The sequence below is a fragment of the Candidatus Neomarinimicrobiota bacterium genome, assembly GCA_022560655.1.
Taxonomy (GTDB): domain Bacteria; phylum Fidelibacterota; class Marinisomatia; order SCGC-AAA003-L08; family TS1B11; genus JADFSS01.
Map to the genome: position 1 here is coordinate 1 of JADFSS010000028.1, position 25,836 is coordinate 25,836.

At 58.7% G+C, this 25,836-nt stretch carries 27 protein-coding genes, 1 tRNA gene and 1 pseudogene; 21 read left to right on the plus strand and 8 right to left on the minus strand.

All coding sequences use genetic code 11. The features are described from left to right. The 6 genes from IH971_05800 to IH971_05825 form a co-directional block, all read right to left on the minus strand. The coding region (locus IH971_05800) for a VCBS repeat-containing protein (GenBank protein MCH7497346.1) at nt 1-1,494 on the minus strand (1,494 nt) is incomplete at its 3' end. Nucleotides 1,495-2,046: 552 nt separating this feature from the next. Continuing rightward, nucleotides 2,047-2,514, minus strand: a complete 468-nt coding sequence (locus IH971_05805; protein MCH7497347.1) for an SRPBCC domain-containing protein — start codon at nt 2,512-2,514, stop codon at nt 2,047-2,049. A 56-nt stretch (nt 2,515-2,570) separates the two neighbouring features. Further along, on the minus strand, nt 2,571-3,011 hold the full coding sequence (locus IH971_05810) for an SRPBCC domain-containing protein (GenBank protein ID MCH7497348.1): 441 nt from the start codon (nt 3,009-3,011) through the stop codon (nt 2,571-2,573). 11 nt (nt 3,012-3,022) lie between these two features. Then, nucleotides 3,023-3,352, minus strand: coding sequence for a helix-turn-helix transcriptional regulator (locus tag IH971_05815; GenBank protein ID MCH7497349.1), 330 nt, complete (start codon nt 3,350-3,352; stop codon nt 3,023-3,025). 307 nt (nt 3,353-3,659) lie between these two features. Beyond that, a complete protein-coding gene (locus IH971_05820) occupies nt 3,660-4,016 on the minus strand; it encodes a hypothetical protein (protein MCH7497350.1) in 357 nt (118 codons plus the stop codon). A 157-nt stretch (nt 4,017-4,173) separates the two neighbouring features. Continuing rightward, a complete protein-coding gene (locus IH971_05825; protein ID MCH7497351.1) occupies nt 4,174-4,458 on the minus strand; it encodes a hypothetical protein in 285 nt (94 codons plus the stop codon). A gap of 1,491 nt (nt 4,459-5,949) precedes the next feature. Here IH971_05825 and IH971_05830 point away from each other — a divergent pair. Then, nucleotides 5,950-7,812, plus strand: a complete 1,863-nt coding sequence (locus IH971_05830; GenBank protein MCH7497352.1) for an SLBB domain-containing protein — start codon at nt 5,950-5,952, stop codon at nt 7,810-7,812. A 69-nt stretch (nt 7,813-7,881) separates the two neighbouring features. Here the strand turns inward: IH971_05830 and IH971_05835 are convergent. Further along, nucleotides 7,882-8,574: pseudogene (locus tag IH971_05835) on the minus strand (GDP-mannose 4,6-dehydratase). Between the two features lie 178 nt (nt 8,575-8,752). Here IH971_05835 and IH971_05840 point away from each other — a divergent pair. The 3 genes from IH971_05840 to IH971_05850 all read left to right on the plus strand — a co-directional run bounded on the left by IH971_05840 (nt 8,753) and on the right by IH971_05850 (nt 12,748). Then, entirely contained in the window at nt 8,753-9,952 is a 1,200-nt protein-coding gene (locus tag IH971_05840) for a metallophosphoesterase (GenBank protein ID MCH7497353.1), read from the plus strand. Between the two features lie 148 nt (nt 9,953-10,100). Beyond that, complete coding sequence (locus tag IH971_05845; GenBank protein ID MCH7497354.1) at nt 10,101-12,098, plus strand: S9 family peptidase; 1,998 nt, start codon at nt 10,101-10,103, stop codon at nt 12,096-12,098. A gap of 509 nt (nt 12,099-12,607) precedes the next feature. Then, nucleotides 12,608-12,748 carry a phosphodiester glycosidase family protein gene (locus IH971_05850; protein MCH7497355.1) on the plus strand — a complete coding sequence of 47 codons (141 nt, stop codon included), beginning with the start codon at nt 12,608-12,610 and terminating at the stop codon, nt 12,746-12,748. Between the two features lie 167 nt (nt 12,749-12,915). Here IH971_05850 and IH971_05855 read toward each other — a convergent pair whose 3' ends face one another. Continuing rightward, complete coding sequence (locus tag IH971_05855) at nt 12,916-13,830, minus strand: NAD-dependent epimerase/dehydratase family protein (protein MCH7497356.1); 915 nt, start codon at nt 13,828-13,830, stop codon at nt 12,916-12,918. A gap of 261 nt (nt 13,831-14,091) precedes the next feature. On the opposite strand from IH971_05855, the gene IH971_05860 reads away from it, so the two are divergent. The 17 genes from IH971_05860 to IH971_05940 all read left to right on the plus strand — a co-directional run. Next, nucleotides 14,092-16,458: a FecR domain-containing protein gene (locus IH971_05860; GenBank protein MCH7497357.1), complete on the plus strand. Its 2,367-nt coding sequence runs from the start codon at nt 14,092-14,094 to the stop codon at nt 16,456-16,458. Nucleotides 16,459-16,470: 12 nt separating this feature from the next. Continuing rightward, on the plus strand, nt 16,471-16,623 hold the full coding sequence (locus IH971_05865) for a hypothetical protein (GenBank protein ID MCH7497358.1): 153 nt from the start codon (nt 16,471-16,473) through the stop codon (nt 16,621-16,623). A gap of 86 nt (nt 16,624-16,709) precedes the next feature. Further along, nucleotides 16,710-16,883, plus strand: a complete 174-nt coding sequence (locus tag IH971_05870) for an Rdx family protein (protein ID MCH7497359.1) — start codon at nt 16,710-16,712, stop codon at nt 16,881-16,883. A 4-nt stretch (nt 16,884-16,887) separates the two neighbouring features. After that, on the plus strand, nt 16,888-17,658 hold the full coding sequence (locus IH971_05875) for a hypothetical protein (GenBank protein ID MCH7497360.1): 771 nt from the start codon (nt 16,888-16,890) through the stop codon (nt 17,656-17,658). Beyond that, a complete protein-coding gene (locus tag IH971_05880; protein ID MCH7497361.1) occupies nt 17,659-17,877 on the plus strand; it encodes a hypothetical protein in 219 nt (72 codons plus the stop codon). It begins immediately after the preceding gene. Next, nucleotides 17,870-18,301, plus strand: coding sequence for a hypothetical protein (locus IH971_05885; GenBank protein MCH7497362.1), 432 nt, complete (start codon nt 17,870-17,872; stop codon nt 18,299-18,301). Before IH971_05880 ends, IH971_05885 begins: the two co-directional genes overlap by 8 nt. Before the next feature lie 110 nt (nt 18,302-18,411). Further along, nucleotides 18,412-18,484 (plus strand) — tRNA-Ala (locus tag IH971_05890). Nucleotides 18,485-18,594: 110 nt separating this feature from the next. After that, a complete protein-coding gene (gene dnaX, locus IH971_05895; GenBank protein ID MCH7497363.1) occupies nt 18,595-20,274 on the plus strand; it encodes a DNA polymerase III subunit gamma/tau in 1,680 nt (559 codons plus the stop codon). Between the two features lie 7 nt (nt 20,275-20,281). Continuing rightward, complete coding sequence (locus IH971_05900; protein MCH7497364.1) at nt 20,282-20,611, plus strand: YbaB/EbfC family nucleoid-associated protein; 330 nt, start codon at nt 20,282-20,284, stop codon at nt 20,609-20,611. Further along, entirely contained in the window at nt 20,612-21,205 is a 594-nt protein-coding gene (gene recR / locus IH971_05905) for a recombination protein RecR (protein MCH7497365.1), read from the plus strand. Then, a complete protein-coding gene (gene pgsA / locus IH971_05910) occupies nt 21,202-21,792 on the plus strand; it encodes a CDP-diacylglycerol--glycerol-3-phosphate 3-phosphatidyltransferase (protein MCH7497366.1) in 591 nt (196 codons plus the stop codon). Before recR ends, pgsA begins: the two co-directional genes overlap by 4 nt. Nucleotides 21,793-21,804: 12 nt before the next feature. Beyond that, nucleotides 21,805-22,254, plus strand: a complete 450-nt coding sequence (locus IH971_05915) for a phosphatidylglycerophosphatase A (GenBank protein MCH7497367.1) — start codon at nt 21,805-21,807, stop codon at nt 22,252-22,254. Next, nucleotides 22,251-23,480 carry a CinA family nicotinamide mononucleotide deamidase-related protein gene (locus IH971_05920; GenBank protein MCH7497368.1) on the plus strand — a complete coding sequence of 410 codons (1,230 nt, stop codon included), beginning with the start codon at nt 22,251-22,253 and terminating at the stop codon, nt 23,478-23,480. Before IH971_05915 ends, IH971_05920 begins: the two co-directional genes overlap by 4 nt. After that, nucleotides 23,473-24,063, plus strand: a complete 591-nt coding sequence (gene thpR, locus IH971_05925; GenBank protein ID MCH7497369.1) for an RNA 2',3'-cyclic phosphodiesterase — start codon at nt 23,473-23,475, stop codon at nt 24,061-24,063. The genes IH971_05920 and thpR overlap by 8 nt, the downstream gene beginning before the upstream one ends. Beyond that, complete coding sequence (recA, locus tag IH971_05930; GenBank protein ID MCH7497370.1) at nt 24,060-25,106, plus strand: recombinase RecA; 1,047 nt, start codon at nt 24,060-24,062, stop codon at nt 25,104-25,106. The genes thpR and recA overlap by 4 nt, the downstream gene beginning before the upstream one ends. Nucleotides 25,107-25,143: 37 nt before the next feature. Beyond that, on the plus strand, nt 25,144-25,662 hold the full coding sequence (locus IH971_05935) for a regulatory protein RecX (protein MCH7497371.1): 519 nt from the start codon (nt 25,144-25,146) through the stop codon (nt 25,660-25,662). Between the two features lie 19 nt (nt 25,663-25,681). After that, the coding region (locus IH971_05940; protein ID MCH7497372.1) for a hypothetical protein at nt 25,682-25,836 on the plus strand (155 nt) is incomplete at its 3' end.

The window sequence follows — 25,836 nt, forward strand, 5'->3', positions numbered from 1 at the left end:
CTGGCCGTTATCTCTTAATGTTTGATCCACTGCGATTGAATCGTCCACAATGATGATGTCACCCGTAAATCCATGACCGAGATTACGAATTTGAAATGTGCCAGATATGAGTGGCGTAAACTCCACCTGCAGAATCTTGCCTTCGCGCAACACGTCAGTTTCATTAAAGAAAGGATTTATGCGCAATGTATTGCGATGTTCACCTGCATTCGTGGTGATATGCAGCCGCAAAGGTTGACCAACGGGTGAAATAATTGGATCGGGAAAGAAATCCGTATATAGTTTCTGAATGACCGCTACCTCGTGCACGGATGCCTGGAGTGGCGTCTCGTTTATGAGGATCGTGACCGTGTTATCACCGGTGTTGGGCACAGCCAAATCCGGCCGGCCATCGCGATTGAAATCGCCGGACAGTAGGGCATGCGGAGCAAGGCCCGTTGGAAACGTTTGCGCCTGAGCGAACCCACCCAGCCCATCAGCGAGCAACACCGCTACCTGGTGGTCCACACCATCGGCTACTGCCAGATCCGATCTGCCGTCACCGTCAAAATCTTGGATGACGACCGCAAAAGATCCCCCCCCAGCCGGGTAGGAGGATACCGTAAATCCGCCCTGATCATCCGTAAGCAGGAGCGTGACCGTTCCCCCCAATAAGCAGGCCACCGCTAGATCAGACAATCCGTCCTGATTCAGGTCCCCCACTGCTATGTTTTTCGGTGACTCTCCTACGGGGACACCCCATGAAAATGCGAAGCCGCCGGTGCCATCTCCGGCCAGCACCACCAGTGAGTCACTTCGGTCGTTGCCCACCGCCAAGTCGATATAGCCATCGCCGTTGAAATCAGCTGCAACGATGGGCACCGGCCCATCTCCGGAGTAAACGCTGCCTGCAGCATCAAAATTGCCGTAGCCATCGCCGAGCAGAATGGAAACGTTGTCATCGTCCCGATTCGTAACCGCCAGGTCGGCATGTCCATCGTCATCGAAGTCCGCCACCGCTATCCAGCGCGGCCCAAGGCCGGTCTCAAAGAAAGTCGGAGCAAGAAATCCTCCCTCGCTGTCCCCCAGGAATAATGCCACTGTGTGGGCATCTCTGTTAGCCGTCACGGCATCCACCACACCGTCTTCATTGAAGTCCCCTGATGCAATGGCGTGGGGAGCTTTGTGTACAGTAATGAGGGAATCCTGGAGCATGAAGGCCCCTAAACCATCCCCAAATAGCAGCGAAATAGTGGAACCGTTAATATTTGCCACGGCCAGATCACGGTTGCCGTCACGATTCAGGTCAACAAGGATTGCCGAACGGGGGCCGTCGCCGGCTGGGACCGTACTGGAGGAAAATTGGAGTGTTGGTATCTGGGCCGGCAGGTATGCAAGCATGGTCAGAGCCAGAGCGATAACGGTTCTCGATAGATATCTTGTTCGGGCCAGCGGCTCGTCCTTGATTAGCAACCGGCCTTCTAGCTCAGAATTAATGTCGGCGCGATCTCCCAATATGCCTCCTCCTGCATTGAGTTGTGGAATTGTGGTGGGCGGAATTTCCAAACAAACAGGCGCGATCTCAAGTGCTTATGTGGGAGCCCCTTGGTCGAGCCTGCGGTGATTGGGCAGCACCTCTCCCCGGTATGGGCCGTACCCGTGAAACACGTAGCCCCCCTCGTCAATTGGATAACCGGTCCGGAACTCATTCAAGGTTCGGATTCCCTGAGAAGGCAACATGTACCCGGATTTGGGGGCCTGCGTCAGATTTTAAAGGCGGGCTGGCCCTCGCCCAGAAATTTATTATTCAGGGTCGACCCATATACTTTATGAGAGGTAAGACCATGACATGATCATGGTTCAACAGTACCCTGCTGTCTCGGTCAGTTGTCCTGAGCCGGGGCAATTTGTGGCCCGAGCGGGCAGCCCCTTATGTGCGGGGCTGCGCGCTCGGTGCCTGAAAAGTCGCGACGATCAAAATTGGGCTCCCTGATCAGGTGAGATAGTTGGCAATCATCCGCAGCTGATTTTCAAATAGAGCCAGATCTGAGAGTCGCGCAGAGGCGTTTAGCCTTTGGTTTTCATCTTCATTGCGGTGGCCCGAATATCATCGCCGCCTTCGTAAACGACTTTCAAATTATTGAGAAAGCCGGCCCAACCTTTGTCGTGCATCTCGAAGACTTCGTTGGCCGCTTCATCGGCAGGCCACCCGGTATGCTCCAGCGCAACGACCGTTTCAGCGCCTTCGGAGCTGAATTGAATCGCCACGTTGGTTGACGGCTCCATGCCCGGTATGTTCCAGGGGTAGGCGACGGACTGATCGGGTACGACGCTTGTGTATTGGCCGGCGCGCTCGTGCACGGGTTCAGTTGGATCGAGATACGCGAAGGTGTACTTGAAACTTCCACCGGTTTTAGGATCAGATTCGACAGCGGAGGGCCACCACCGTTCCATCTGCTCCGGCTCCGTGAAAGCCTTGAAGATTTCAGCCAGGGGGGCCTGAACGCGTACGCTTTGACTAATCGATCTTGACATGTGATCTCCTTCTGAGTTTGTGTCTAGGGTATTCAAATGAAATCAGGTTGATGCAGCTATGATAGTAGGGCGTCGAGTTGGTCCATGCAGCCCTGCCAACCATCGAGGTGCTGTTGCCTGCGCTCCTCCGACACGAATACACCATGTGTGATGACGACCTCTGTGGCTTGACCCAAATCTTTGAACTCCACCCGCACGGTCGATTCTGGCTCGTTCTCTGCATCTTCCCAGGCCCAGGTGTACTCGAGCAGCGCAGGTGGATCCACAATCAGAAATTTCCCGCCTAATGCCATAACTTGATCACTACCAGGTGCAGTCATTGCCAGCGTATAACGCCCCCCAACCCTTAAATCGACCTCGGCAACGGGAGTCGTAGCATCCGTGCTCATATGCCACCATTTTTTTAGGTCGGCAGGATTCATCCAGGCCTCGAAAACCCGAGCGCGTGGCGCCTGAAAAATTCGGGATATAGTCAGCGAGTAGCTATCAGTTGCCATACGCTCTCCATTTACTTTTCTTTGCTCAGGTAGTCGTCCAATGCGCTCAATTGGATTTCCCAGAACTTCTGATAATATTGTATCCACTCGTCAGCAGCACCCAGAGGCCTGGCCGCGAGGCTGCAGCGCTTGACTCGTCCCTGCTTCTCCTGGGTGAGTAACCCGGCCCGGGCGAGAATCTTGATATGCTTCGACACTGCCGGGAGGGACATGTTGAAGGGCTTGGCGAGCTCACCCACAGAAGCGGATCCTCGGGCGAGTCGGCTAATGATCGCCCGCCTGGTGGCATCGGAGAGCGCCCCAAATGTGGAGTCAAGCTGGGCTGCATGATAGTTAACCATATGGTTTAATTTAAATCGAGGGAATATCAGCCTGCAAGATTTAATTACACTGTTCGAATCCGAATGGAGTTTTAGCAGTTAAGACTTGGAGACAGTTTTCCCGTCACCGAAGGATTTCCGGTACCGTGTCTGGCGCGCCCTTTTGTCACTACACTTACCAAGGTTCAGGCGCCAATTCGTCGTTGTTCTGCCCTCCAGATTTTGCCCCACGATTAAGCTATGCAGAACTATATGTCAGGCCCCGATGGATTCCCCGAAACAGTTTCTGTCAGCAGTGTATTGTCGGCCGGCCACTGTTCCCGCTGACTCATGCTGGTAACTGCATATACCCAGCAATCTTGTTTGCAATTTCTAAGGGGTCATCCTCAGATTCAATACCAGTGGAGATATGACCATCTCTGTATGGCATGATCAGTTGATACTGAGTGCCATATCGAATGATTATATGACGTACGCCCTGCATGTCTATATCCCCTCGTCGACGAGTAATTTCAAGCACAATCGGGTTGACAACGAGCTCTTCTATTCGATCGGTTTCGTGCGGGTTATAAGTAGGATGTTGAGGGCTTTGTACCATCTCCACGATTTTGCCATTTTGATTTACGGCGACATAACGAATTCTCGGGTCGAGCTCAAAGAGTTGCTTGCTGAGTCTGTCATTCAAGGGGCATTCCTCCTGATCGGTTATTGTTGGCCTTGCTCTTAAGACTGCCGGTGTTCAATAAAACATTGAGCCAAGCTAACGGCTATACTCTGTGCGCCTCGGCTAGACAACATGGAGCCTTGCAACCCTCCGATGCCGGGTCCGGTGGAACAGGCGGCTAGCTGGTGCCATATCTTTCTAGCCATACTTGAATCTCGCTGGCCGCTTCCTGAGGCGGTAGCGCCTGGGCAGCGCTGAGTATGGGCTCGGGAACCCACGCGGGGAAGGGAATGTCTTGGCGCTGATGCCGGCCCGAGGGCATATGAACTTCTTGCACTTTGTCCAAGGCATGGCCAGGAAATTTGATGGCCATGCGGACAAAGGCGGGCCAAAGACGACGATGAATGTACGTGATCTTGCCACCCGCCAGCGTGCAGGTGAGTATGGCTTTGGAGTCATGCATCTTCTGAGACAGAGCAAAGATTTCCTGACCCCTGGGGTGTCCCCACCAGCTGCCGCGAATGGGGCCTCCTGCGACCCGAGCGGCAAGTGAGGGTTCGAGTCCCTTCGCAGCCTTGAGGACAACTCCGTGATATCGAATAAAGTTTATGGCTTGCCGAGGTGTCATAGCGTGGCGGCGCTGCCTAGCGGTTGAACTAAGCCGCGATAAGCCGTGATGAAACATAAATGTAGCACCAAGACGCCGACGCTTGCAAATGCCGGAACTGGCGTGCATCCTGTCGGGTTGAGTGCCTGGTTGGATGGGCCTGCCACCACACTTTCTGAGGCCATCGCTGACAACCTGAACGGGAGCCTATTTGATTTCATGCAATAATCTTAGTGCCTGTTTCATGGGCGCGACTGGCCGCTAAACTGGAGGCCTTTCAGGCAGGATTTTGAGCACTTGAAGTGTGCTTGGCTGAGGCGGTAGCGCTCCCCGTCGAATGACGTCATACAAACCCAATTTTAGCATGAATCGAATGCCTATAACGAAGAGCTTCATCTTGCCGCACAAATCACTGTCCAGGCATAAGAAATAGACTAAGAAAATCTATAGAATCCCTCCCCTTCGCAGAGCATTTTCGAGTCTTGCACACAAACTATGTAAGAAAATGGCTCGCCATTTGGTGCTCACTTATTAATTATTACGCAGCGCCTCACATTTCTAAGTCAAGCTTGTCAAATCATCCCGCTGATGAATCCTAGTTGACTGCCGAGCGTCATAACTCGACTAGCAGTCCCCTAACATCGGGTGCCTAATAGCTCCCTGAATTGAGAAATATTCAGACAGGAATGGGAAGAGGGGGGACACTGCACGGGATATCGGATGCCGAGAATCTTGCTAAATAGATGTAATGTGGCCCCTGATCTTGGTGTCTTGCGCACGGGAGCGTGACCTGGTACTGGCCCATTAATAATCCCCAATGTAGTTATATAATCATCACTGCCGTATAGTAGGTGAGAAAAACATCGAAAGGAGGTGCTTTTGTAGAGCCCCTACTTTATCAACCAATTAAAATTGGTGGGTACGGGCGCGGAAAAGAAAGGAGCCGAGACGCTCTCTTCGTCTCGAAGGCGTTCTCATCCGACGGTGATCTATACTTCAGCCGAATGCTTACGGCGGATTCGCCGCCAGATGTCCCGAACCACTGCTTCTGACTGCTCCCATGCTAGCGCTAGGACTCCGTTGCCTCGAGTTCAACTTCGCTCATGTGTCTGCTGGCCAAATCAACCTGGTGGTCCCCATTTCTCTGAGGCCGAACGGGCCCGAGTGGCTCCGCTTTATTGGACTTGTTCGCCGGAACATTTCATGTTAAGCTGATTTCCCACGAGTCAGAAGCGCCCTTTAGAGAGGGGAATGACTGTATCAAGCCAATGGACGGTTCCTCCTCAAATTAATTTCGGGATGAAAACGAAGAACCTGATGTACTTTCCATGGTCAATGCGAAGCCGCGTGCTGATAGCCGCCACGTTATTCGGGGCTGCGGCCACCGTCGCTGCTCCCCAATCCCTGCAGGATCTCGAGCGGCTGCGGGAGGAAATTGAGGCCCTATCGCGGAGCCGGCAGGATACGCGCCCGGTCCAGGTCACGATTGAGAGTGACGAGCCCGAACGTGCGGCGCTGGTAACGTCGCCTGCACCTACGCCGCCCCCCGAGTACTTCGGCTATGACTTTTTCACTCGGCGGGAAGGCATCGACATTTGGGAAAATCTCCCCATCCCGAAAGACTACCGTCTGGGCGCCGGCGATGAGATCGTTATATCCATGTGGGGTGATACGCAGGACCGGAGCAAGTTCACGATCTCCCGGGAAGGTAGTATCTACATCGACCGCATCGGATTGGCGCCACTTGCCGGCAAGACGCTGCAGGGGGCCCAGAACTATCTGAGGGGGCTTTTTGGACAGGTATACGCCACCCTGAAGGGCCCCCGCCCCACCACCTTTATGGACGTGAACATCGGCGATCTGAAGCTGATCAATGTCACGATGGTCGGTGAGGTCTACATGCCCAGCATCCACGCCATCCACCCCTTTTCCACTGTCACCACGGGTCTGATCCAGGTCGGGGGGGTGCGAACATCTGGCAGCTTACGGGATATCAGAGTCATCAGGGACGGCCAGGTCGTCGGGCGCGTCGACCTATACTCGTTCCTGATCGAAGGTCAGGGTGGCGATGACATCGCGCTCCGCGATCAGGACCTGGTCTACGTCCCGGTGCGGAAATCGACAGTGCGCGTCCAGGGTGCGGTCCACCGCCCGGGCATTTACGAAGCCTTGGAGGATGAGGACATCGCCACCGTGTTGAGGTACAGTGGCTGGTTAACGCCGGAGGCCGGGCTGACAGTGGAATTGCGTCGGATCGTTCCCCGAGCCACTCGGCGCTCCGATGATGACGCCGTGGTCATCGAACATTATGATCTGCGGCAAATTCAGGCCGCTCAGGTCCGTGACGGCGATGAGATCACCGTGCGCGCCATTCTGCCCACCACCAAAGAAGTGTACGTTTTTGGGCAGATCAAAAAGCCCGGCGCGTATGGCTTTCGGGAAGGAATGCGCCTGCTCGACCTCCTGGATCTGGCGGGCGGCTTAACCGACGAATTCTTCAGGAAGTCCATTTACACCGCTGAGGCCCATCTGATTCGGAGAGACGAACAGGCCAGCTACCCAGAGATCCTGCCCATTGACCTGGTGGGGCTGCGCGACAAAAATCCAACCGAGAATATCCAGCTGCGGAACCTTGACCAGGTACTTATTCGTAAAAACCCCTTTTTCAATCCCCCGGAAAACGTGACTGTGAGCGGGGAAGTAGTCCTCTCGGGCGTTTACGCCATTACGCACGACAATATGACGCTGCAGGAAATCTTCGACAAGGCCGGTGGTTTTACGACGCGCGCCTTTCCCGAGGGCCTCCGGATGACGCGCGGGGAGACGCGGGTGATCGTTCTGGACTACGATATCCAGGTGCAAGCAGGTGACCGTATCCATGTTCCCTCGAACCCCGGAACCGTCGACGTAACGGGCGAGGTCTACGTACCCGGGCTGATTCACTTTAGGAAGGGGCGATCACTGGATAATTACGTTGAGGGTGCCGGGGGGTTTACGCCGGATGCCCGGCGCAACAACATTTCGGTAGTCTATCCCAATGGTGCCGTTAGAATAAAGCGGTTCCTCCGCTCGCCAAGAGTCGATGAAGGCTGCATAGTGATCGTGCATGCCAAGCCTGAGCGGGAGCCGCTGGATATCACTACTTTGCTGACCCAGACAGCCTCCCTTACCGCCTCGCTGGCCACCCTCTTCTTTATCGTCTCCCGATGAAACGGGACGCTTCCAGCAGCGGCGAGCTGCCGGACTGGGCGGACCGGGAGTGGCCGGACGCGGGGCCGCCTAGCCAGCTTCCTTATAATAGTCCCGGTACCAGTGGACAAAGTTCGCCAGACCTTCGCTTAGCGAGGTAGCAGGCGCATAGCCGAGATCGTGGTTGGCCGCACTGCTGTCGGCATAGGTCTCCAGCATGTCTCACGGTTGCATGGGCAGCTCCTCCGTCAGCGACTGCCGGCCAGTCAGTGATTCGAGTAGCCGAACCAGCGCACGCAAATTCACAGTCTCGTGATTACCCCGATTGTATAGCGGCAGGGGCTGACCCTCGTAAGCAGGCGGGTGAATTTGAAATAGGACCGAGCTGGAACTGGCGTACACCAGTCTTTCCACTTCCAGGCGGCGGCACTCCTCCAGCACATTGGCGAACCCCACCAGGTTTGCGTCCACGAATGCCTGCGGGTTCTCCAGGGGATGGCGGACGCCAACCTGCGCGGCAAGATGGACCACGATGTCGGGTTTGGCCGCCTCAAAAGCCTTTTGCAGGCCGTCGCGATCAGCTATATCGATCGTATCAAAGCTGAAGCCTGCCCTTGTGGGCAGCTGGGCCAGGCGGTCGCGCTTGAGCTGGGGATCGTAATAAGGGCTGAAATTGTCGATTCCCCGGACGGCGTGACCCCGCTCAAGCAGTGCCCGCGACACGTAACTGCCAATAAATCCCGCCGCACCGGTAACCAGTATCCGTTTGTGGTCGTCAGCCATCAATCACTCTCTACACTCAGCAAAACTTGCTCAATATTTGGAAAGTGTTGGCGGTAAGCTATTGAGCCCGTGCCGAACTGATTGCGGCGACACTGGCAGACCTGCCGGTTGAGGCTCAGGAAAAGCCTCAACCCCGCCCGGATTTCAATGTACTTTCTGCGTCGCACAGGATACCTACATGCTTTTCTTGCTCGCCGCTCTCACGACTCTTGCCCTCATCCACGGTTATGTGGGCGTACGGATAATCCCGACGCTGGGCCTCAACGGTCCGTGGTTTGCCGGCGCGTGGGCCCTGATCATCGTTCTGACCGTCATGCCCCTCGCCATGGTCATTTTGAGGTACGTTGGGTTCGAGAACCGGCTCACGGACATTCTTTCGTGGATCGGCTACACCAGTCTTGGATTTTTCTCGCTCACCTTTCTGGTGGTCCTGGCGCGCGACCTGGGTTGGGTGCTTTGGACAGCGGGGGCGAAATTGGTGGCGTGGTTTAGAGCAATACAGGCTGCTGCGCCTGCGGTAGCCAACGAATTCAGCGCGGGCCGCCGGCAGTTCATCATCTATGCCATGAATCTTGGCATTTTGGGTCTGACGGGTGGCCTTTCGGCCTATGGCATGTTCCAGGCCCGGCGCAGGCCCACCGTCATGGAAGTTGAGGTGCCCATACGCGATTTGCCCGGCCCGCTGGCAGGTCTGCGCATTGTGCAAATCTCCGACTTGCACGTGGGCCCCACCATTAAGCGAGACTATGTGCAGCGCGTGGCGGACCAGGTGAACGCGCTGAAGCCTGATCTCATCGCCTTAACCGGCGACCTGGTGGACGGCTCAGTCGACTACCTGAGCAAAGACGTAGCCCCCCTCAAGCAGTTGGAGGCCCCTTACGGCAAATTCTATGTCACCGGTAACCATGAGTACTACTCCGGCGCGGAACACTGGCTCACTGAGGTTGACCGTCTGGGCTTTACCTGCCTGGTGAACGAGCACCGCATGGTGGCGGTCGCCGGCGCCATGCTGGCGGTGGCCGGGGTTACCGATCTCAATGCCCACCAGATTCTGCCCGCGCACGCCACCGATCCCGACGCAGCCCTGGCAAACGTACCCGCTGGGGCGTTCAAGTTGCTGCTGGCGCATCAGCCCGGCAGCATCTACGCTGCCCACCGTCTGGGTGTGCACCTGCAGCTATCCGGGCACACTCATGGGGGGCAGTACCGCCCCTTCGATCTGGCCGTGAGCGCGGCTCATCCCTACCTGGCCGGGCTCCATGATCATCAGGGCACCTGGATTTACGTGAACCAGGGTACCGGCTATTGGGGGCCACCCCTACGGTTGGGCATCCCATCGGAGATTACCGTACTCACACTGGTCCCCGCGTCGGCCTGATGCTCAAGATTCCGGTGCGCCGCGGCCTTGTGTGTCAGCCTACATCGCACGAGCTTCCACCAGCTCTTCTTGTGAGTCCTGTCCGGCAGGGTGGGGTACCGGCCGCTTGACCAGACAAAGTCTATAAGCCCGACGAAAGGTGGGAAGCATGACAATCCGGTCGGTTCATTCACGCGTTTTCAAGCGGGTGCTCGTGGCCTGGGTGCTGGGGATCGGGGTCGCCTGGGCGGCTCAGCGAGGGCCAGGACTGACGCCAGAGATGGTGGTGGCACTTCAGCGGGTTACGCAAGTGGCCCTGAGTCCCGATGGCGCCCAGATCGCTTATACACTCAGCGTTCCCCGTGAACTGGATGATGTGCCGGGACACAAGTACTCTGAGCTTTGGGTTGTACCGGCGGCCGGGGGCAACTCCCGGGTCTATGTTGCCAGCCCCGACAGCGCCGCCGCTGTACGCTGGTCTCCCGATGGCACCAGGCTGGCCTTCCTGGGCAAGTTGGGGGCCTCGGGCGATGTGACCCAAATCTACCAGCTGCCCCTTGAGGGCGGTACTCCCCAGCCGCTGACGGATCATCCCACATCCATCAAGGCGTTCGAATGGTCGCCGGACGGAGTTTCCATGGCCTACACCGCTATCGATGCAGCCAGCGAGCAGGAGCAGGCTGACAAAAAAGCCGGACGGGACTGGAAGGTCGCAGATAGTGCCTATCGCTACCGACGACTATGGATGTTGACGTTGCAAACGGGCAAAACTAGGCAACTGTTCAAGAATGACTTGAATATCTGGGCGTTCACCTGGTCACCCGATGGCAAATCGATTGCGTTTCAGGCGGCGACAACCCCCCTCGTTGACGACTCCTATGTATTCAAGCAAATATTTACCGTTTCGGCCAGGGGCGGCAAGCCCCGGGTGGTGACCAAAACCGAGGGCAAATTGGGCTCCATGGCCTTTTCGCCCGATGGGAAACAGCTGGCCTATCTGGGTGCCGTGAGCCTGAACGATCCCCTTTCCCAGAGTCTCTTCACGGTGCCGATCAGCGGTGGGAAAGCTACAAATCTGACCATTGGTTATGAAGGCTCCGGCGTCGGCGTCCACTGGATCGATGACCAGACCTTGCTGTTGCGGGCCAACGAAGGCAGCCAGTCGGCACTGATCAATTTGGCGGAGGGGGGCAAAGCCAAAACCAGGGTGGCCTTCGGTGGGGCCATTCTGCGGGCCCTTGACATCAGTGCCAACGGGGTCAGCATGGCCGCCGTCGCACACTCCCCGGGCCATCCCAGCGAGGTCTATGCCGGCACGCTGGCCGAGGGTTCCCTCAGTCCGGTGACCCATCACAACCCGCAATTGGCGGGCGTTGTGCTTGCCACCCAGGAAGTGGTCACATGGCACAGCGATGACGGACAGACTATCGAGGGCATCCTCACCTATCCGTTGGGCTACCGCAAGGGGAGGCGCTATCCACTGGTGCTCCAGGTTCACGGGGGGCCCGAGGGGGTCAGCCTCAATGGGTGGAACACCAGTGCCCTCTACCCGGTACAGATTCTGGCCGGCCGAGGCTACATGGTATTGCAACCCAACTATCGCGGGAGCGGCGGTCGCGGTGTGGCCTTCAGCAAAGGGGACCACGACGACCTGGGCGGCGCCGAGTTCCAGGACATTCTGGCCGGTATCGATGCGCTGGTGGAGCGCGGCCTGGTGGATGGCAAGCGAGTGGGCACCGGCGGCTGGTCCTATGGCGGCTACATGTCTGCCTGGGCCGCCACCCGCCACAGCCAACGCTTCAAGGCGGCGGTCGTCGCCGCGGGGCTGTCCAACTGGATATCTTTCGCCGGGACCACCGACATCCCCCACGAAATGTCCCTGGTCCATTGGAACTCCTACTGGTACGATCAGCCCCAACTGCACTGGGAGCGCTCGCCCCTGTCTCACCTGAACAACGCCAGAACTCCCACCCTGGTGGTCCACGGCCTGAAGGACGAGCGGGTGCACCCCGAGCAGAGCAGGGAGCTCTATACCGGGCTGAAGCTCAAGGGCGTGCCCACGCAGCTGGTGGAATACCCCCGTGAGCCCCACGGCCTTCATGAGACCGCCCACGAGCTGGACTTTATCTATCGCGTGGTGGACTGGTTCGACCGCTATCTGAAGTAGGGAGACGCAAAGCTCCCTTTACCGCCCCCCAAGATACTCGGTTGACTCACCTGGGGGTAATAAAGTCACTATGTTTTGCAGGGCCAGAAGCCAGTAGGCCTAAGTCTGCCCCTCGAAATCAACATTTCTCAACGCTTTGGCAAGCTATTTGCTTCTACTTGGGCAGAATTGATTTGACCGCTCTTTGACTTTCGCAGCTTTAGGCTTATGCCCGCTTAATCGGGTTAGCGCAAGGAGTGTTGTTTTGGCCTGTGATGCAAGTGCTGGTGTCATGCATGAATTGGATACATGATGAGCAGGCATAAGCCTATTTATTTGCTTGCCTGTGCCTCCTCACAAATGGCTCTCTGCCAAATCGGTGAAGTAGATCATAACCTACCCCACAATCCGCTTGTGACCCACCCAAAGACAGGGCATAGGTAAGCAGCCTTGAGCGGGCTTAGGCCCGCAGCCCACAGGGGCAGTCGATCAACCCTCCAGGTCGACCGCCCCCTTTTTTATAGCACCGCGTGGAGGCCCACAACCTGGACGGCGGTGGCTCCTCAACCCTGGTGGTGAATGGCGCGCTGGTGAACCGGCCCACCGGTGGCACGGTGGAGCGGGAGGTGATGTCGGCGTTGGCTATGTTGTGCGGGCTGGGGGAGGGGTGATGGTGATCTACAAGAACCCATTTGATGGCCCCGCCATCAACGCCATCGCCATCGCCTACATGGGCCAGCCTTCCAGCAACCGCCACAAGCCGAAGGTCCGGTGACCTTCACCGACGTGGTTGGCAGCGGCTTGAAGGTATTGCAGCCCCGGTCGGACGGTTTCCTGCCTAGGTAAACGAGCGGTAGGTCATGGCCAGGCCGTCGGCCAGTGACACCTGAGGCGCCCAGCCCATGGTCTCCAGCGCGTAGGCGGGCGATATGACGCTGCGCCGCTGCTCCCCCGGCATGGCGGGTCCGTGATGGGGCGTGCTGTCCCTGTTGGCGGCCTTGAGCAGGTGGCCGTACAGGGTGACCACGTCGGTCTCGATGCCCGTGCCGATGTTGAAGGTGATGGGGCCGTCATGGTTCAGCGCCGCCACGTTGGCCGCCACCACGTCGTCCACGTGGATATAGTCCCGGGTCTGCAGGCCGTCGCCGTTGATGGTCACCTGCCCGCCAGCGGCCAGGCGGCGGGAGAAAATGGCCACCACACCGGCCTCGCCGTGGGGGTTCTGCCGGGGGCCGTAGACGTTGGCATAGCGCATGATGATGGGCAGCAGGCCGTGCTGGGCGTGGTAGTAGTTGATATAGTGCTCACAGGTCAGTTTGCTGATGCCGTAGGGTGAGACCGGACGGGTGGGGTGGTCTTCGGCTGCGGGGAAGGTCTCCTGCTCGCCGTACAGGGCGCCGCCGGTGGACGAGAACATGAAGCGCTTGACCCCCGTCTGCACGCACTGCTGGAGCAGGTTGAGGGTGCCCAGCACATTCACCTGCGCATCAAATACCGGCTCGGCCACCGACCGGACCACGCTCATCTGGGCGGCATGGTGGCACACCACGTCAAAAGGGCGCTGCCCGAAGAGGCGTCCCACCAGCGACTGGTCGGTAATATCGCCCTGGACGAAGCGCATGCTGGGGGGCAGGTTCTCCCGGAAGCCGGAGGAGAGGTCGTCCAGAATGGTCACGTCGTGATCCAACGCCATAAACCTGGTCGCCACGTGCGAGGCTATAAATCCGGCCCCACCGGTAACGAGTATGTGCATGTCAGTCCGTCTCCTTGGGCATGACCCGGTTGTTTAGCCACCTGAGCGGGACGAGAAGTTAAAAGGTTGCCCTCAACCAGTGAGAGGGTTTTCAGCCCTCGTTAATCCTGGGCAGCGTGTTGCCACGCTCATGGGCCGCGATGTGATGGGGGGCACGCACCCGTAGCTGCGGCGAAATGGGCGTTCCAAGTTGGGTCGCCAGGGACTATATTCGGACGTAAATTTGCCAGTCAGGTACGAACTCATCCCAAAGGCGCTGTCATGAGAGCATTGAAGACACGTTATGCGGCGGCCCGACGGCTCAGCATCACGATGATCATGCTGGCGTTGGGGCTGGTAGCCCCCGAGGCCGCCCACGCGCAGAATGACCCTCTTGCGCGGGTCATCAAGGCGCAGGGCAATGTCCTCCTCAAGCGGCGGGTGGAGGCCGATTTTACTGCTCAGCTTCGGCCTGCCATGAACCTGTTTAACGGGGATGCCATTCGCGCCGCTGACGGGGCCTTCGCTGCCGTCCTATTCCTCGACGATAGAACCCTGCTCAAGATCAAGAACAGCAGCCAGTTTCAGTTCGTGGAGAGCCAAAACACGCGCACCATTACTCTCGACTACGGCACCTTGCGCTCCATCCTGCCTGAGCCCGTGAAGGCGTTTCGCATTGAGACGCCCGTATCGGTGGCTTCGGTCAAGGGGACCGATTTCTGGCTGATTCACGACCTGTTGGCCGGGGTGGATCGGGCCTACGGCATTGAGGGTGTGGTGGAGGTGTTGAACCGCCTCAGCGGCATCGCCCAGACCCTGACCGCCAACACCCTGATCATTTCCACCGCCACCGGGCAGGTAACGCCACCCATCCCCATCAGCCCCGACGAGATGCCCACCGATCCGGATGAAGCCCCGGGGGCGCGGCCCGAGCCCGAGTCGGAGGCCGCGCCTGAACCCGATGGTACCGTTGAGGACGCCGCGCCCGGCGGCCAGGCTGAGGCAGCCGAACCCGGTGCCACGGTTCCTTTGGGGGAGCTGCTGCTGGAAGCGGACCTTCCGGTGGGTGCGGCCCCCGCCCCGGAGGTCCCCGTGGAGGAGCCCGCTGAGGGCGGCCCCAAAGCCAAGCCTGCGGGACCGAGTTTCGGCCTGGGATTGGGCTCGGTGACCCTTGACGGCACGGTCTACTATCAGCTGGCCTTGCGCCCGGAGCTCAATTTCGGCAAATGGGGTATCGGGCTGGATATTGTGGGCTACCTGGATGCCCAAGGGAACTTCCGGAAGGATGAGTGGGACGAACCGTCCGACTACCTGGACAAGGTTCTATATCTGCGCTACGGCTCCGATCATGATCCCCTGTTCTTCAAAATCGGCGCCATGCCGAGAGTGCAATACGGCTTCGGCGCACTCATGGACAACTACTCCAATATGACCGAGTTCCCCCAGGTGCGCCGGGTCGGGTTCGAGCTGGGGGGCAACCTGGGAAGCAACTTCAACCTGAGGGGTTTCAGCGCCGACTTGAAAGAGTTCGGGTCTAGAGGCGGTCTGGTGGGCTTGCGGGGCACCTACAAGGTGTCCAAGAATTTCCCCCTCACCCTGGGGGTTAACCTGGTGGCCGACCTGAACCAGTACGGCGGCCTCAAGGACAAGGATGGCGATGGCGTGCCGAATCTGCTTGATGATTTCCCGGAAGACACAGATTTTGTCGTCGATAGCGATGGCGATGGTCTGGCGGATCTCGACCCCAACGAGTTCGATATAGACGGGGATGGCATCACCGACACGCTCGACGCCCGTATCCCAGGCTACACAGGTCCCTTCATCGTCCTAGATGATTCGATAGCAACCAAACCCGACCCGTTTAATAAGGAGAATGCCCCTCGGTCCATCCTTGGAGCCAGCGTGGACCTCAGTTATCCCATTCTGAGTCGCAAAACCTTTAACCTGGTGGCCTACGCCGAGGCTGGTATGCTGAATTATGGGAGTGAGCTGTTCGGGATCGACACGACAGGCGCAGATCCGGATACACTGAAGAGGGTATCCGGCTTCGGGCTGGTGGGCCCCGGACTGCGCGCCCAGATATTGGGCTTCATCAATGTCAGCCTTGAGTACCGCTACACCTCCCCTCTGTTCCAGCCCGGTTTCTTCAACACGACCTATGACTTCGAGCGCGCCCAGTTTATCTCCTCGGGCATCAGAGAGGCCCCCGATTCGGTGGTCACCAAGGACCAGGCGTTGATCAAAAACCACGGGGCACTATCGGGCTACTTTGGCAGGGTATCGGCCAATCTGCTCAACCTGGTCACTTTTGGGGCGGCCTATCAACAGCTCAAACCAGTTGGCACCACCGCGGGGTCGGAAGAGAGCAACAGTTTTGTGGCCAACCTGTCGCTCAATCCCAACTTCATCCCCAAGGTCTCGGAGGCCACGGCCTATTACATTCGCACCAACGATCCCAATCCGTTCGCCTTTGGGAAGCCCAGCGCCAACACTACCTGGGGCTACCGTCTGGGCTATCAGCTGGGGCCGGGGGTCAGTTTGGTTTATAGCTTCCAGGAGTCGTACCGTGATCTCAATGGCAATGGCCGCATAGAAACCGATGAGGAAAGCGTACGGCTGCTGAGTGTGGAAACGGCGTTCAACTTCTAACCGGGTGGGGTCATGAAATCAGACGCAGACTTGCCCCTGGTACTTAAATTTGACAGTGGTGCCCGGGGCTTCAAACGCGCGGCGGTATTCCTGTGGGTTGCCGCCGGGGCGCTGTTGGCCTTTGGAGTCGGGTTTCTAATCGTAACATTCGGGGCACTCCCTTAGTGCCATCAAATTAATTTGAGGGTCTAGGTATGAAAATGGGTCTTGAATATTGCGTCCAGTGAAACTACCTGCCCCAGGCCGCCAGTTTGGCGCAGAAAATACTTGACCAATACGCGGACCGCCTTACCGCATTCGAGTTGATACCTGGAAGAGGAGGGGTCTTCGAATTTTCTATTGATGACCAGCTGCTCTTCTCCAAGAAATCGGTGGGACGCTTTCCCGAAGATGAGGAAATATTCCAGCTTATTGACAGTCGCTAGTTGTATGTTGCTGACCCGCTTCGCGGCAGGTCAGCCGGTGGAGTCTCAGGAAATCTCCGTATTGAGCCAGGTCGTAGGCTCGACCATCGACATTCCCGAGCAGGAATACTACCAGATTTTCGGTTCCGTGAAGGGCTTTCTCTCCGCCCAGTTTCAGGAGACGGAGGTTGGATTCAGGGCTGTTATTCGCACGAAGAGACGATGGCTGACCCGCGACTACTCGGCCCGGGAGTTCTACGACCTGGGGCTCGCCCTGGATCTGAAGGGCCCCATCGACCCGGAGGTGCTGGCCGAGCTGAGCGGCCAAATCGCATTCGAAGAGACGGTTGCCGACCTGCGCCAGCTCCCCGCGGGCGTACAGATGAGACTATACCGCGACAAGGGCAGGTCGGTCCCGGGGGTCTATGAAAAATTTGAGGGGCACCACTTTTCATTGCTGGGACGCAGGGGCGCCGCCAGGCGGGTCCCTCTCGAAGACGTGACGCGCATCTGGTACCGGGACCCGCCGGTCCCTGATCTGAAGAAGGATGTACGGGCCCATATCGTGACGGCCGTGCTGGGAGCCCTGACGGCCGAAGGCTGGAACAGGCTGTTCGGTGCAGGCGATCTTGATTCCCGCTGGGGGCGCGTTTTCGTCGGGGCGGTCGTGGGACTGGGCGTTTCACCGTTGGTAGTAAGCCGGTATCGCGTCCTGAGGGCGCCCACGCATACGGTGAATATCCCGGCAGAGGCAAGGGAAAAGATCGACATTTACGCTTATTTGACGTTTAACTGAGTGATGAGTTTTCGCTCCTTTTCGGCGATCATGTTCGGTATGGCCATGCTGGGGTTCTCCATCGGCCTCGTGGCGGGTGTCTATCTTCAGATATACACCCAGAGCCACATCTGGGCCTACCTGGCGGTGCCGATAATGGGGTTTGGCAGTGCGGTGGCGGCCTACGGGACGCTCAAGGCGACAAAAGATCGTGAAAGATCGAGGGGGCAACATGGTTAAGCGCCGTGGTACTGGCAGTGCAATAAAATCCGCTGTTCGCAGCAGCAAGTCCAGGGGCTTGGCCAATAAGGGCGCAGCCAAGATCAAGGAGGCGCTACCGCCAAAAACCAACCGTGAGATCATGGAGCAGAAGCTCAGTGGGCTGGCCGCCCCCGTCCTGGAGAAATACGGCACGCCCGCCTTTGATGAGCTTATGACTCGGCTGGAGACAACCATCGAGGATTTCAATGCGGAAGTCTCCAACCTCTTTGCCGATATGGTCAATCAATCGCGTGAAGACCATGCCCGCATGAAGTCGATGCTGAATCCCGAACACGGTGACGAGCAGGAGCAGGCGTTGGAGAACGATGACAACCTGAGTGAGATCGAGAAGCGGCTGGAGCATCGCGCTAGGGAAGCCAACTCAAATACCAGAGACGAGTAGGCTAAGGTAGCCCCATGCCGCTACGCGCACCAGAACTGACCGGGGCTGACCGTTGCATCTTGCAATACCTGGTGGCCCCTTCTAACTTTGGTCGGGCGGAGGCCCAAAATGGGGTTGTAGCTCAGCTGGGAGAGCGCAGCGTTCGCAACGCTGAGGTCGAGGGTTCGACTCCCTTCAACTCCACAGCCAGTTCGGGCCGCGTTGGCCTTCCCGCTCAGTGATTCTTATTCTGCCCCCTAAATCGCCTTGCTGGCGCAGGTCCGTCAAGGCCAAGCACGTGGTAGTTTGAGCCCATGAGTTATCAGGTCCTGTCCCGAAAATGGCGTCCCCAGGTGTTCGAAGAGCTTATCGGCCAGGCGCACGTGGTCAAAACGCTGCAAAACGCCCTGAAACGGGGACGTGTGGCCCACGCCTACATTTTCACCGGTCCCCGGGGCGTGGGGAAGACCACCACAGCCCGTATTCTGGCCAAGGCCCTCAACTGCCCCAACTCGGATGGAATGAACCCGTGTAACCGGTGCCAGGTATGCGCTGAGATTACCAGGGGGGGCAATCTGGATGTCCTGGAGATTGACGGCGCTTCCAATCGCCGGATCGATGAGATTCGCGAACTGCGGGAGGCCGCGAAGTATCCCCCATCGGGTGGGAAGCACCGCATCTATATCATTGATGAGGTCCACATGCTGACCATCCCGGCCTTCAACGCTCTGCTCAAGACCCTGGAGGAGCCACCTCCGCAGCTGGTGTTTATTCTGGCCACCACCGATCCCCAAAAGGTACCCCAAACCATCCTGAGCAGAACGCAGCGCTTCGATTTTCGCCGGGTGCCTGCCGCCGATATTGCTACCCTTTTGATGAAGATTCTGGACGACGAAAAGATTTCCTACGACGAAAATGCCCTGGTTCTTCTGGCCCGCAAGGCCGAGGGCAGCGTCAGGGACAGCCTCAGCCTCCTGGACCAGGTGATCGCCTACGAATCGGGCAAGATTGACGAGGCCGCTGTCGTGGCGGTGCTGGGTCTGGTGGAGGACGCTTTTTTTGCCGGTCTTCTGGACAGCATCGGCAGACATGATGCTCAGGCAGTTCTTTCAAAAGTGGCTGAACTCTTTGATGGCGGCTATGATCTCAAGGAAGTAGCCCAGGGCTTTAACCAGTTTCTGCGGGATGGAATCCTCCAGTTGGAGACGGGCGACCCCCGCCTGGCCTCCAAGGGTGTGCCAGTCGCCTTACCTGAGGGCATGGAGACCGCTGATCTTCTGGGCATGCTGGACATTGGTCTGGAGACCGAGGCAAAATTGCGCTACGCCCAGCAACCGCGCATCCTCATGGAGCACCAGTTTCTCAAGATGACCGCCTTGGACCGGGTGGTCTCCATACGGGAGGTCCTGGAAGGCCTCGGGGGCCTGCCTCCCGGCCAGGAGGCCGCCGTCCCGCCCACCGGCAGTAAAAGAACCGGCCAGTCCAGTCCCGCCGAGAGGGAACCTTCCACGGGGGCGCAACCACAATCGAACCCGCCCGAGGCCTCCATCAAGCGGTCATTCAGCCGGCAGGGGTCGCAAGTCGCCGGCGCCGCGGGTGCCCAGCGTCGGACCTCTGAAACGGGCGACGACGCGGAAGCCATTCCGCCCGATGGATTGGCGCAGCTCAGGGAGCTGTGGAAGCAGATCGTCGATGAAGTAGCGACGCGCAGCCAGGGGACGGCGGCAACGCTGGAAGGTTCCGAGCTCGCCTCCCTTGAGGGGCGCAACCTCACGGTAAATTTGCCGGCCAGCAAGGCGCTGCAACTAAAAATCTTGATGGACAAGCGCGAGTTGGTGGAGTCCATTGTGCAAGCGCATTCCGGTTGGAAAATCCGGCTATTGCCGATCATACCGGAAACTCGACCGCAGGAGGCGCATTCAAAAGAGGCGTCGTCCAGGGATCAGGCCATGCTGGATGAATTGATCGATACATTTAAGGGGGAGGAGTACTGAGCTCGTGATGTTTCCCAAGGGCAATATGATGGCCGGCCTTCTGCAGCAGGCCAAACAGGTTCAGGACAAGATCGAAGCCCTGCAGGGCGAGCTGGCCGGGCTGCGGGTGGAAGGCCAGGCCGGTGGCGGAATGGTGACCGCGGTGGTCAATGGTCAACAGGAGTTGATCAGCGTGAGCATCGACCCCCAAATGCTGGGCGAGGATGTGGAGCTGCTGGAGGACCTCGTGGTGGCTGCGGTGCGCCAAGCTACGGATAAGTCCAAGGAGGAATCCCAGCGGCGGTTCAACGCTGTGACCGGAGGAATGATGGGCGGACTCAACGTGCCGGAGCTCTAATTGGAAGGTCTGCCACCATCACTGGACCGAATTATCCAGGAGCTGGCTAAGTTTCCCGGCATCGGGAAGAAGACGGCTCAGCGCCTGGGGTTTCACCTGCTCGACAGCCCCGATCAGACCGTTGAGGATCTGGCCGACGCTCTGGTGAACTTCAAGCAACGCATCCACGAATGCCCCCGCTGCCACTTCATTGCCGAACGGGAACTGTGCGAAATCTGCCTCGATTCCCGCAGGGATGCAGACACTATTTGTGTCGTGGAGCGGGTGCTCGACGTGCTGGTACTGGAACGCATGGGAGAGTACCGGGGTCTTTATCACGTCCTGGGTGGCCTCATCTCGCCGCTGGAGGGCATCACGGCGGAGGATCTGCATATTCACGATCTGCTCAAGCGGCTGTCCGGTGTTCGGGAACTGATCATTGCTACCCACCCCAGCATGGATGGCGACACCACCGCGCTCTACATTGACGGGCAGGTTGCCGATTTGCCCCTTAAGGTGACCAAGCTGGCCCGGGGCGTGCCGGTGGGCTCACACCTGGAATTCACCGACGAGGCCACCCTTGCGAGTGCTTATACGTCCAGGGTTGAAATGTGATCATCCACCTTCCGAATATTCTCACGGTGATGCGCATGCTTCTGGTGCCGGTTTTTATTTATCTGTTGTTCTGGGGCGGCGATCATAGATACCTGTTGGCTCTGGTGATCTTTATCACTGCGGGTGTCACCGACATAGTCGACGGCTATCTGGCGCGCAAGCTGAAAATTGAGTCGACCTTTGGCAAACTGCTGGATCCCCTGGCAGATAAACTCCTGGTGCTGTCGGCGCTGGTCAGTTTTGTCACCATGGGGTTGATTTACGCCTGGATGGTCGCCCTGATTGTGCTGCGGGATGTGGTGGTCACCACCATCCGGTTCCTGCTCGAGCGCAGCGCCACACCCATGGCCACCAGCAATGTGGCGAAGGGAAAAACCGCCGTACAGATTGCCATCGTCATTCTAATTCTTAGCTATCTCAGCATGCAATCCTATCAGGTTGAATGGGTGACCGACCTCATTGACCGCTCAAAAATTATTCCGGTGGCGATGGTGATCACCATGCTGTTCACCGTTTATACCGGTTTCGATTATCTGGTCGTCAATCGCGCCGGTCTGCGCGCGCTGGCCAGACCCAACTCCGAGTAGCCGGTCAACTCCATCACCAATGCTTTAGCCACCGTCATCGGGACCTTCGGTTTCGTGGGCTATCTCAAGCCTGCCCCGGGCACCTGGGGCAGCCTGGCCGCCGTACTATTCTGGTGGTTCCTGGCGCCTGCGCAGCTGGTTCCGCAACTTGGACTCATCGTCATTGTGACAGCGGGCGGGATCTGGGCGGCGGGCAGAATGGAGCGGCTCAGCGGCGGGCGTGACCCGTCCATTGTCGTTATCGATGAGGTGGTCGGCATGTGGTGCGCACTCCTGGCGGCCCAGCAAGTCGTGTGGCACTACCTGGTTGCTTTCACCCTGTTCCGGGTGCTTGATATCGTCAAGCCGGGGCCCATTCGACGGTTGGAAGCGCTGCCGGGCGGCTGGGGAGTGATGCTAGACGACTTGGCCGCCGGGATCGTAACACTCGGTGCCGTGTTGGCACTGCGACTGCTGATATGAAGGCAGCGATTCTCACCATTGGAGACGAGCTGCTGGATGGATTCAAGGTGGACACTAACGCCGCCTGGCTTGGCCAACGCCTGCTGCAGCGCGGTGTAACTGTGGTGAGCATGGCCTCGGTGCGGGATGAGCAGCGGGCCATAGTGGATCTGGTGAGCCGTCTGGATGGGCAGGCGGACATCGTCATTGTCACGGGAGGATTGGGGCCTACTCCTGACGATGTCACCAAGGCCGCATTCTGCAGCTATTTCCACAGCGATGTGCACTTTGACGAAAACTATTGGCAGGTCCTGGTGGATCGGTTCCGTCAGCGCGGCTACGATATTCCCGACAATAACCGCTCACAGGCCGAAATTCCCACCCGGGCCAAACTATTATCCAACTCGGTGGGAACCGCGCCGGGACTTGAATTTGATTCCGCTGGCACGACTTTTTATGTCCTGCCAGGAGTACCCGCGGAAATGGAAGCCATCATGCGTGAACACGTTTTGCCCGGCCTGGGTGGCGGGGCGAGCATCCCGTGGGTGACGTTACGCACGGCTGGCATGTTCGAGAGCGCACTTGCAGAGCGATTGGCCCCGCTCCTGCCAGAGGACGATTCCGTGCGTGTAGCCTTTTTGCCGGAATACACGGGGCTTGATGTTCGCATTCGGGGCGTCGACAACAGTCCTGCTATCCGGCAGCGCGTCGGAGCGTTAGCCGAGGCCCTGGAATCCGAGCTGGGCGGCGTGGTATATGGCCGCGATGATGTCACCATGGAGGCTGCCGTGGGAACGTTGCTGAGCCACAGGAAAGAAACCTTGGCGGTGGCCGAATCATCATCCGGCGGGCTGGTCTCCTCGCGGCTCACCGATATCCCGGGTGCCTCGGCCTACCTGCTGGGAGCTGTGGTAGCCTACAGCAACGAGGCGAAGATTGCTCAACTTGGGGTCCGTCCGGATACGCTGGAAACCCAAGGCGCGGTAAGTGAGCCCATAGCCCGGGAAATGGCAGCGGGGGTGCAGTCCTTGCTGGGCACCCATTGGGGGGTGGCCACCACGGGCATAGCAGGCCCCGGCGGGGGGACAGCGGATAAGCCGGTGGGGCTGGTCTTCGTGGCGGTGTCCGGTCCCCATCGAACGGTATCACGGGAAGCACACCTGGTGCCGGACCGAATAGCCCACAAAGCGGCCACCGCCCAGATGGCACTCAACCTATTGCGGCAGGAGCTTTTGAGCCTTGAGTGATAAAATCATGCGGGTCTTTCTAGGCTTCGATTTGCCCCGCGAGGTGCCCCACAGGGCGGCGGGACTGCGCACCCTCGTGAAAGACCCCGGGCGGGCTGTCCGCTGGGTGAAGGGCACCGACATCCACCTGACGGTGCGTTTCCTTGGCGCTACGCCACAACAGGCGGTCAATGAAATCGCTGAAGGCATGCGGGAACAACTGGCGTCCTTCCAATCGCCGCAGGTGCGGGTCACGGGTACGGGAGTCTTCCCGGCCGCAACAAGGCCCCGGGTTCTTTGGTTGGATGTAAACGGCCAGACGGAGCGGCTGCAAGCGCTGGAGGAGGCCATCCACCAGGTGGTCGGCCCGTTAGGATTTCCCCGGGAGGAACGTGAGTTTACCCCGCACATAACCATTGGCCGCGTGCGTTATCCGCAGAAAATCACACCGGACGTAACTAACTTCCTGAACGCCGAGTATACACCGGTTGAATGTACTTTGGAAAAGCTGGTACTATTCGAAAGTCGTCCGGCTGGTAATGGGGTCATCTATGACTCGCTGGCCAGCTTTCAATTAATATCAGCGCAGCAGGAGAAATCATGAACGAGCAGCAGCAGAAAGCCCAAGCGGTAGAAGCCACCATCACCTACATCGACCGTCAGTTCGGCAAGGGCTCGCTCATGCGCCTGGGAGATCGGGCTATCGTGCCCATTGACGTGATTCCCACGGGCTCGCTGGCGCTGGATACCGCCACGGGTGTGGGGGGCATTCCCCGGGGGCGGGTTACGGAGATTTATGGCCCCGAGGCATCCGGCAAGACCACCCTCGCGTTGCACATCATTGCCCAGGCCCAGGAAACGGGTGGCTACGTCGCTTTTATCGATGCCGAGCACGCCCTTGATCCGGGGTATGCGCAGAAGCTGGGTGTTGACACGGCCAATCTGCTGGTCTCGCAACCTGATACGGGAGAACAGGCGCTGGAAATCACCGAAGCGCTGGTACGCAGCCGTGCCATCGATGCCATCGTCATCGATTCAGTGGCCGCGCTGGTGCCCAAGGCGGAACTCGATGGTGAGATGGGCGACAGCCACGTGGGACTGCAAGCCCGGCTCATGTCACAGGCACTGCGTAAACTCACCGGCTCGGTTTCAAAATCCAACACCGCGGTGATCTTCATTAACCAGATAAGGGAGAAGGTGGGGGTGATGTACGGCAACCCCGAAGTGACCCCCGGCGGCCGGGCACTGAAATTTTACACTTCGCTGCGTCTGGACATCCGCCGTATCGCCGCCATTAAGGAGGGCGATACGCACGTGGGTAACCGCACCCGGGTGCGGGTGGTCAAGAACAAGGTGGCGCCGCCTTTCAAGGACGCCGAATTCGACATCCTTTATGGGACCGGTATATCGTTTGAGGGGGAGCTGCTGGACATTGGCCTGGAGGCCGACATCATTCAGAAGAGCGGTTCCTGGTATTCCTACGGCGACATGCGTCTTGGGCAGGGCCGGGAGAATGCCCGCCAGTTCCTGACGGAGAACAGCGCGTTAAAGGATGAGATTGCCAAGGCCGTCAGGAGTTTCCTGGGGCTGGTTACCGACGGGGAAGCGGCCCCGGCGGAGACGGCGGATGCTGAGGAGTCAGCATAGCTTCCGACGGCAACACGCCACGCGAGAATCCCGCAGGATGAAGCCGCCAGCGCCTGATGATGAGAGCCGCCGCATCAGGGAGGCGGCTTTTCGACTGCTGGCAGTACGCGCCCGCACCGCCGAGGAGCTGCGCCGGCGCCTGGCCGGCAAGGGCTTTGCGGCCGACTTGGCAGAGACGGTGATCGCCGACCTCCAGGCGGACGGCTACCAGAGCGACGAAGATTTTGCCCGGCAGTACGCTCAGGAAAAGCGTACCCGGGCGGGGTGGGCGCCAGCCCGGGTGCGGCGCGAGCTGCGCGCCAAAGGTGTCCAAGCGGAACTGGCCGCTGAAGTGGTCGCCAACCTATTTGCGGGGGAGGACCTGGCCGCCGGCATTCTGCCCCGTGTATTGCGGCGCTGGCAATCGTCCCAGGGGTTGCCGCTGGAGACCCGTCGCCGGCGGCTCAGCGGGTATCTCCAGCGCAGGGGCTACGATTGGCCTACCATCAAAGCTGTGCTGACCGCAGCGGCGCGGGCGGACGAACACGGCGTTCAGGAGGGCTCCGACCGTGACTGAGCGCAAGCTGGCCGCCATCATGTTCACCGACCTGGTGGGGTACGTTGCTCTATCCCAGCGGAATGAAGCCCTGGCCCTGGAACTGCTCAAGGAGCACCAGGAGCTGCTCCGCCCCCTCTTTACCCAGCACCACGGCACGGAGATCAAGACCATCGGCGACGCCTTCCTGGTGGA

What these genes read in the sequence shown, in the direction of transcription:
- IH971_05805 (MCH7497347.1), bottom strand. Translation starts at nt 2,514, where the DNA reads ATGTCAAGATCGATTAGTCAAAGCGTACGCGTTCAGGCCCCCCTGGCT.
- IH971_05810 (MCH7497348.1), bottom strand. Translation starts at nt 3,011, where the DNA reads ATGGCAACTGATAGCTACTCGCTGACTATATCCCGAATTTTTCAGGCG.
- IH971_05815 (MCH7497349.1), bottom strand. Translation starts at nt 3,352, where the DNA reads ATGGTTAACTATCATGCAGCCCAGCTTGACTCCACATTTGGGGCGCTC.
- IH971_05825 (MCH7497351.1), bottom strand. Translation starts at nt 4,458, where the DNA reads ATGCATGACTCCAAAGCCATACTCACCTGCACGCTGGCGGGTGGCAAG.
- IH971_05840 (MCH7497353.1), top strand. Translation starts at nt 8,753, where the DNA reads ATGCTTTTCTTGCTCGCCGCTCTCACGACTCTTGCCCTCATCCACGGT.
- IH971_05845 (MCH7497354.1), top strand. Translation starts at nt 10,101, where the DNA reads ATGACAATCCGGTCGGTTCATTCACGCGTTTTCAAGCGGGTGCTCGTG.
- IH971_05855 (MCH7497356.1), bottom strand. Translation starts at nt 13,830, where the DNA reads ATGCACATACTCGTTACCGGTGGGGCCGGATTTATAGCCTCGCACGTG.
- IH971_05860 (MCH7497357.1), top strand. Translation starts at nt 14,092, where the DNA reads ATGAGAGCATTGAAGACACGTTATGCGGCGGCCCGACGGCTCAGCATC.
- IH971_05865 (MCH7497358.1), top strand. Translation starts at nt 16,471, where the DNA reads ATGAAATCAGACGCAGACTTGCCCCTGGTACTTAAATTTGACAGTGGT.
- IH971_05875 (MCH7497360.1), top strand. Translation starts at nt 16,888, where the DNA reads ATGTTGCTGACCCGCTTCGCGGCAGGTCAGCCGGTGGAGTCTCAGGAA.
- IH971_05885 (MCH7497362.1), top strand. Translation starts at nt 17,870, where the DNA reads ATGGTTAAGCGCCGTGGTACTGGCAGTGCAATAAAATCCGCTGTTCGC.
- dnaX (MCH7497363.1), top strand. Translation starts at nt 18,595, where the DNA reads ATGAGTTATCAGGTCCTGTCCCGAAAATGGCGTCCCCAGGTGTTCGAA.
- IH971_05900 (MCH7497364.1), top strand. Translation starts at nt 20,282, where the DNA reads ATGTTTCCCAAGGGCAATATGATGGCCGGCCTTCTGCAGCAGGCCAAA.
- IH971_05920 (MCH7497368.1), top strand. Translation starts at nt 22,251, where the DNA reads ATGAAGGCAGCGATTCTCACCATTGGAGACGAGCTGCTGGATGGATTC.
- recA (MCH7497370.1), top strand. Translation starts at nt 24,060, where the DNA reads ATGAACGAGCAGCAGCAGAAAGCCCAAGCGGTAGAAGCCACCATCACC.
- IH971_05935 (MCH7497371.1), top strand. Translation starts at nt 25,144, where the DNA reads ATGAAGCCGCCAGCGCCTGATGATGAGAGCCGCCGCATCAGGGAGGCG.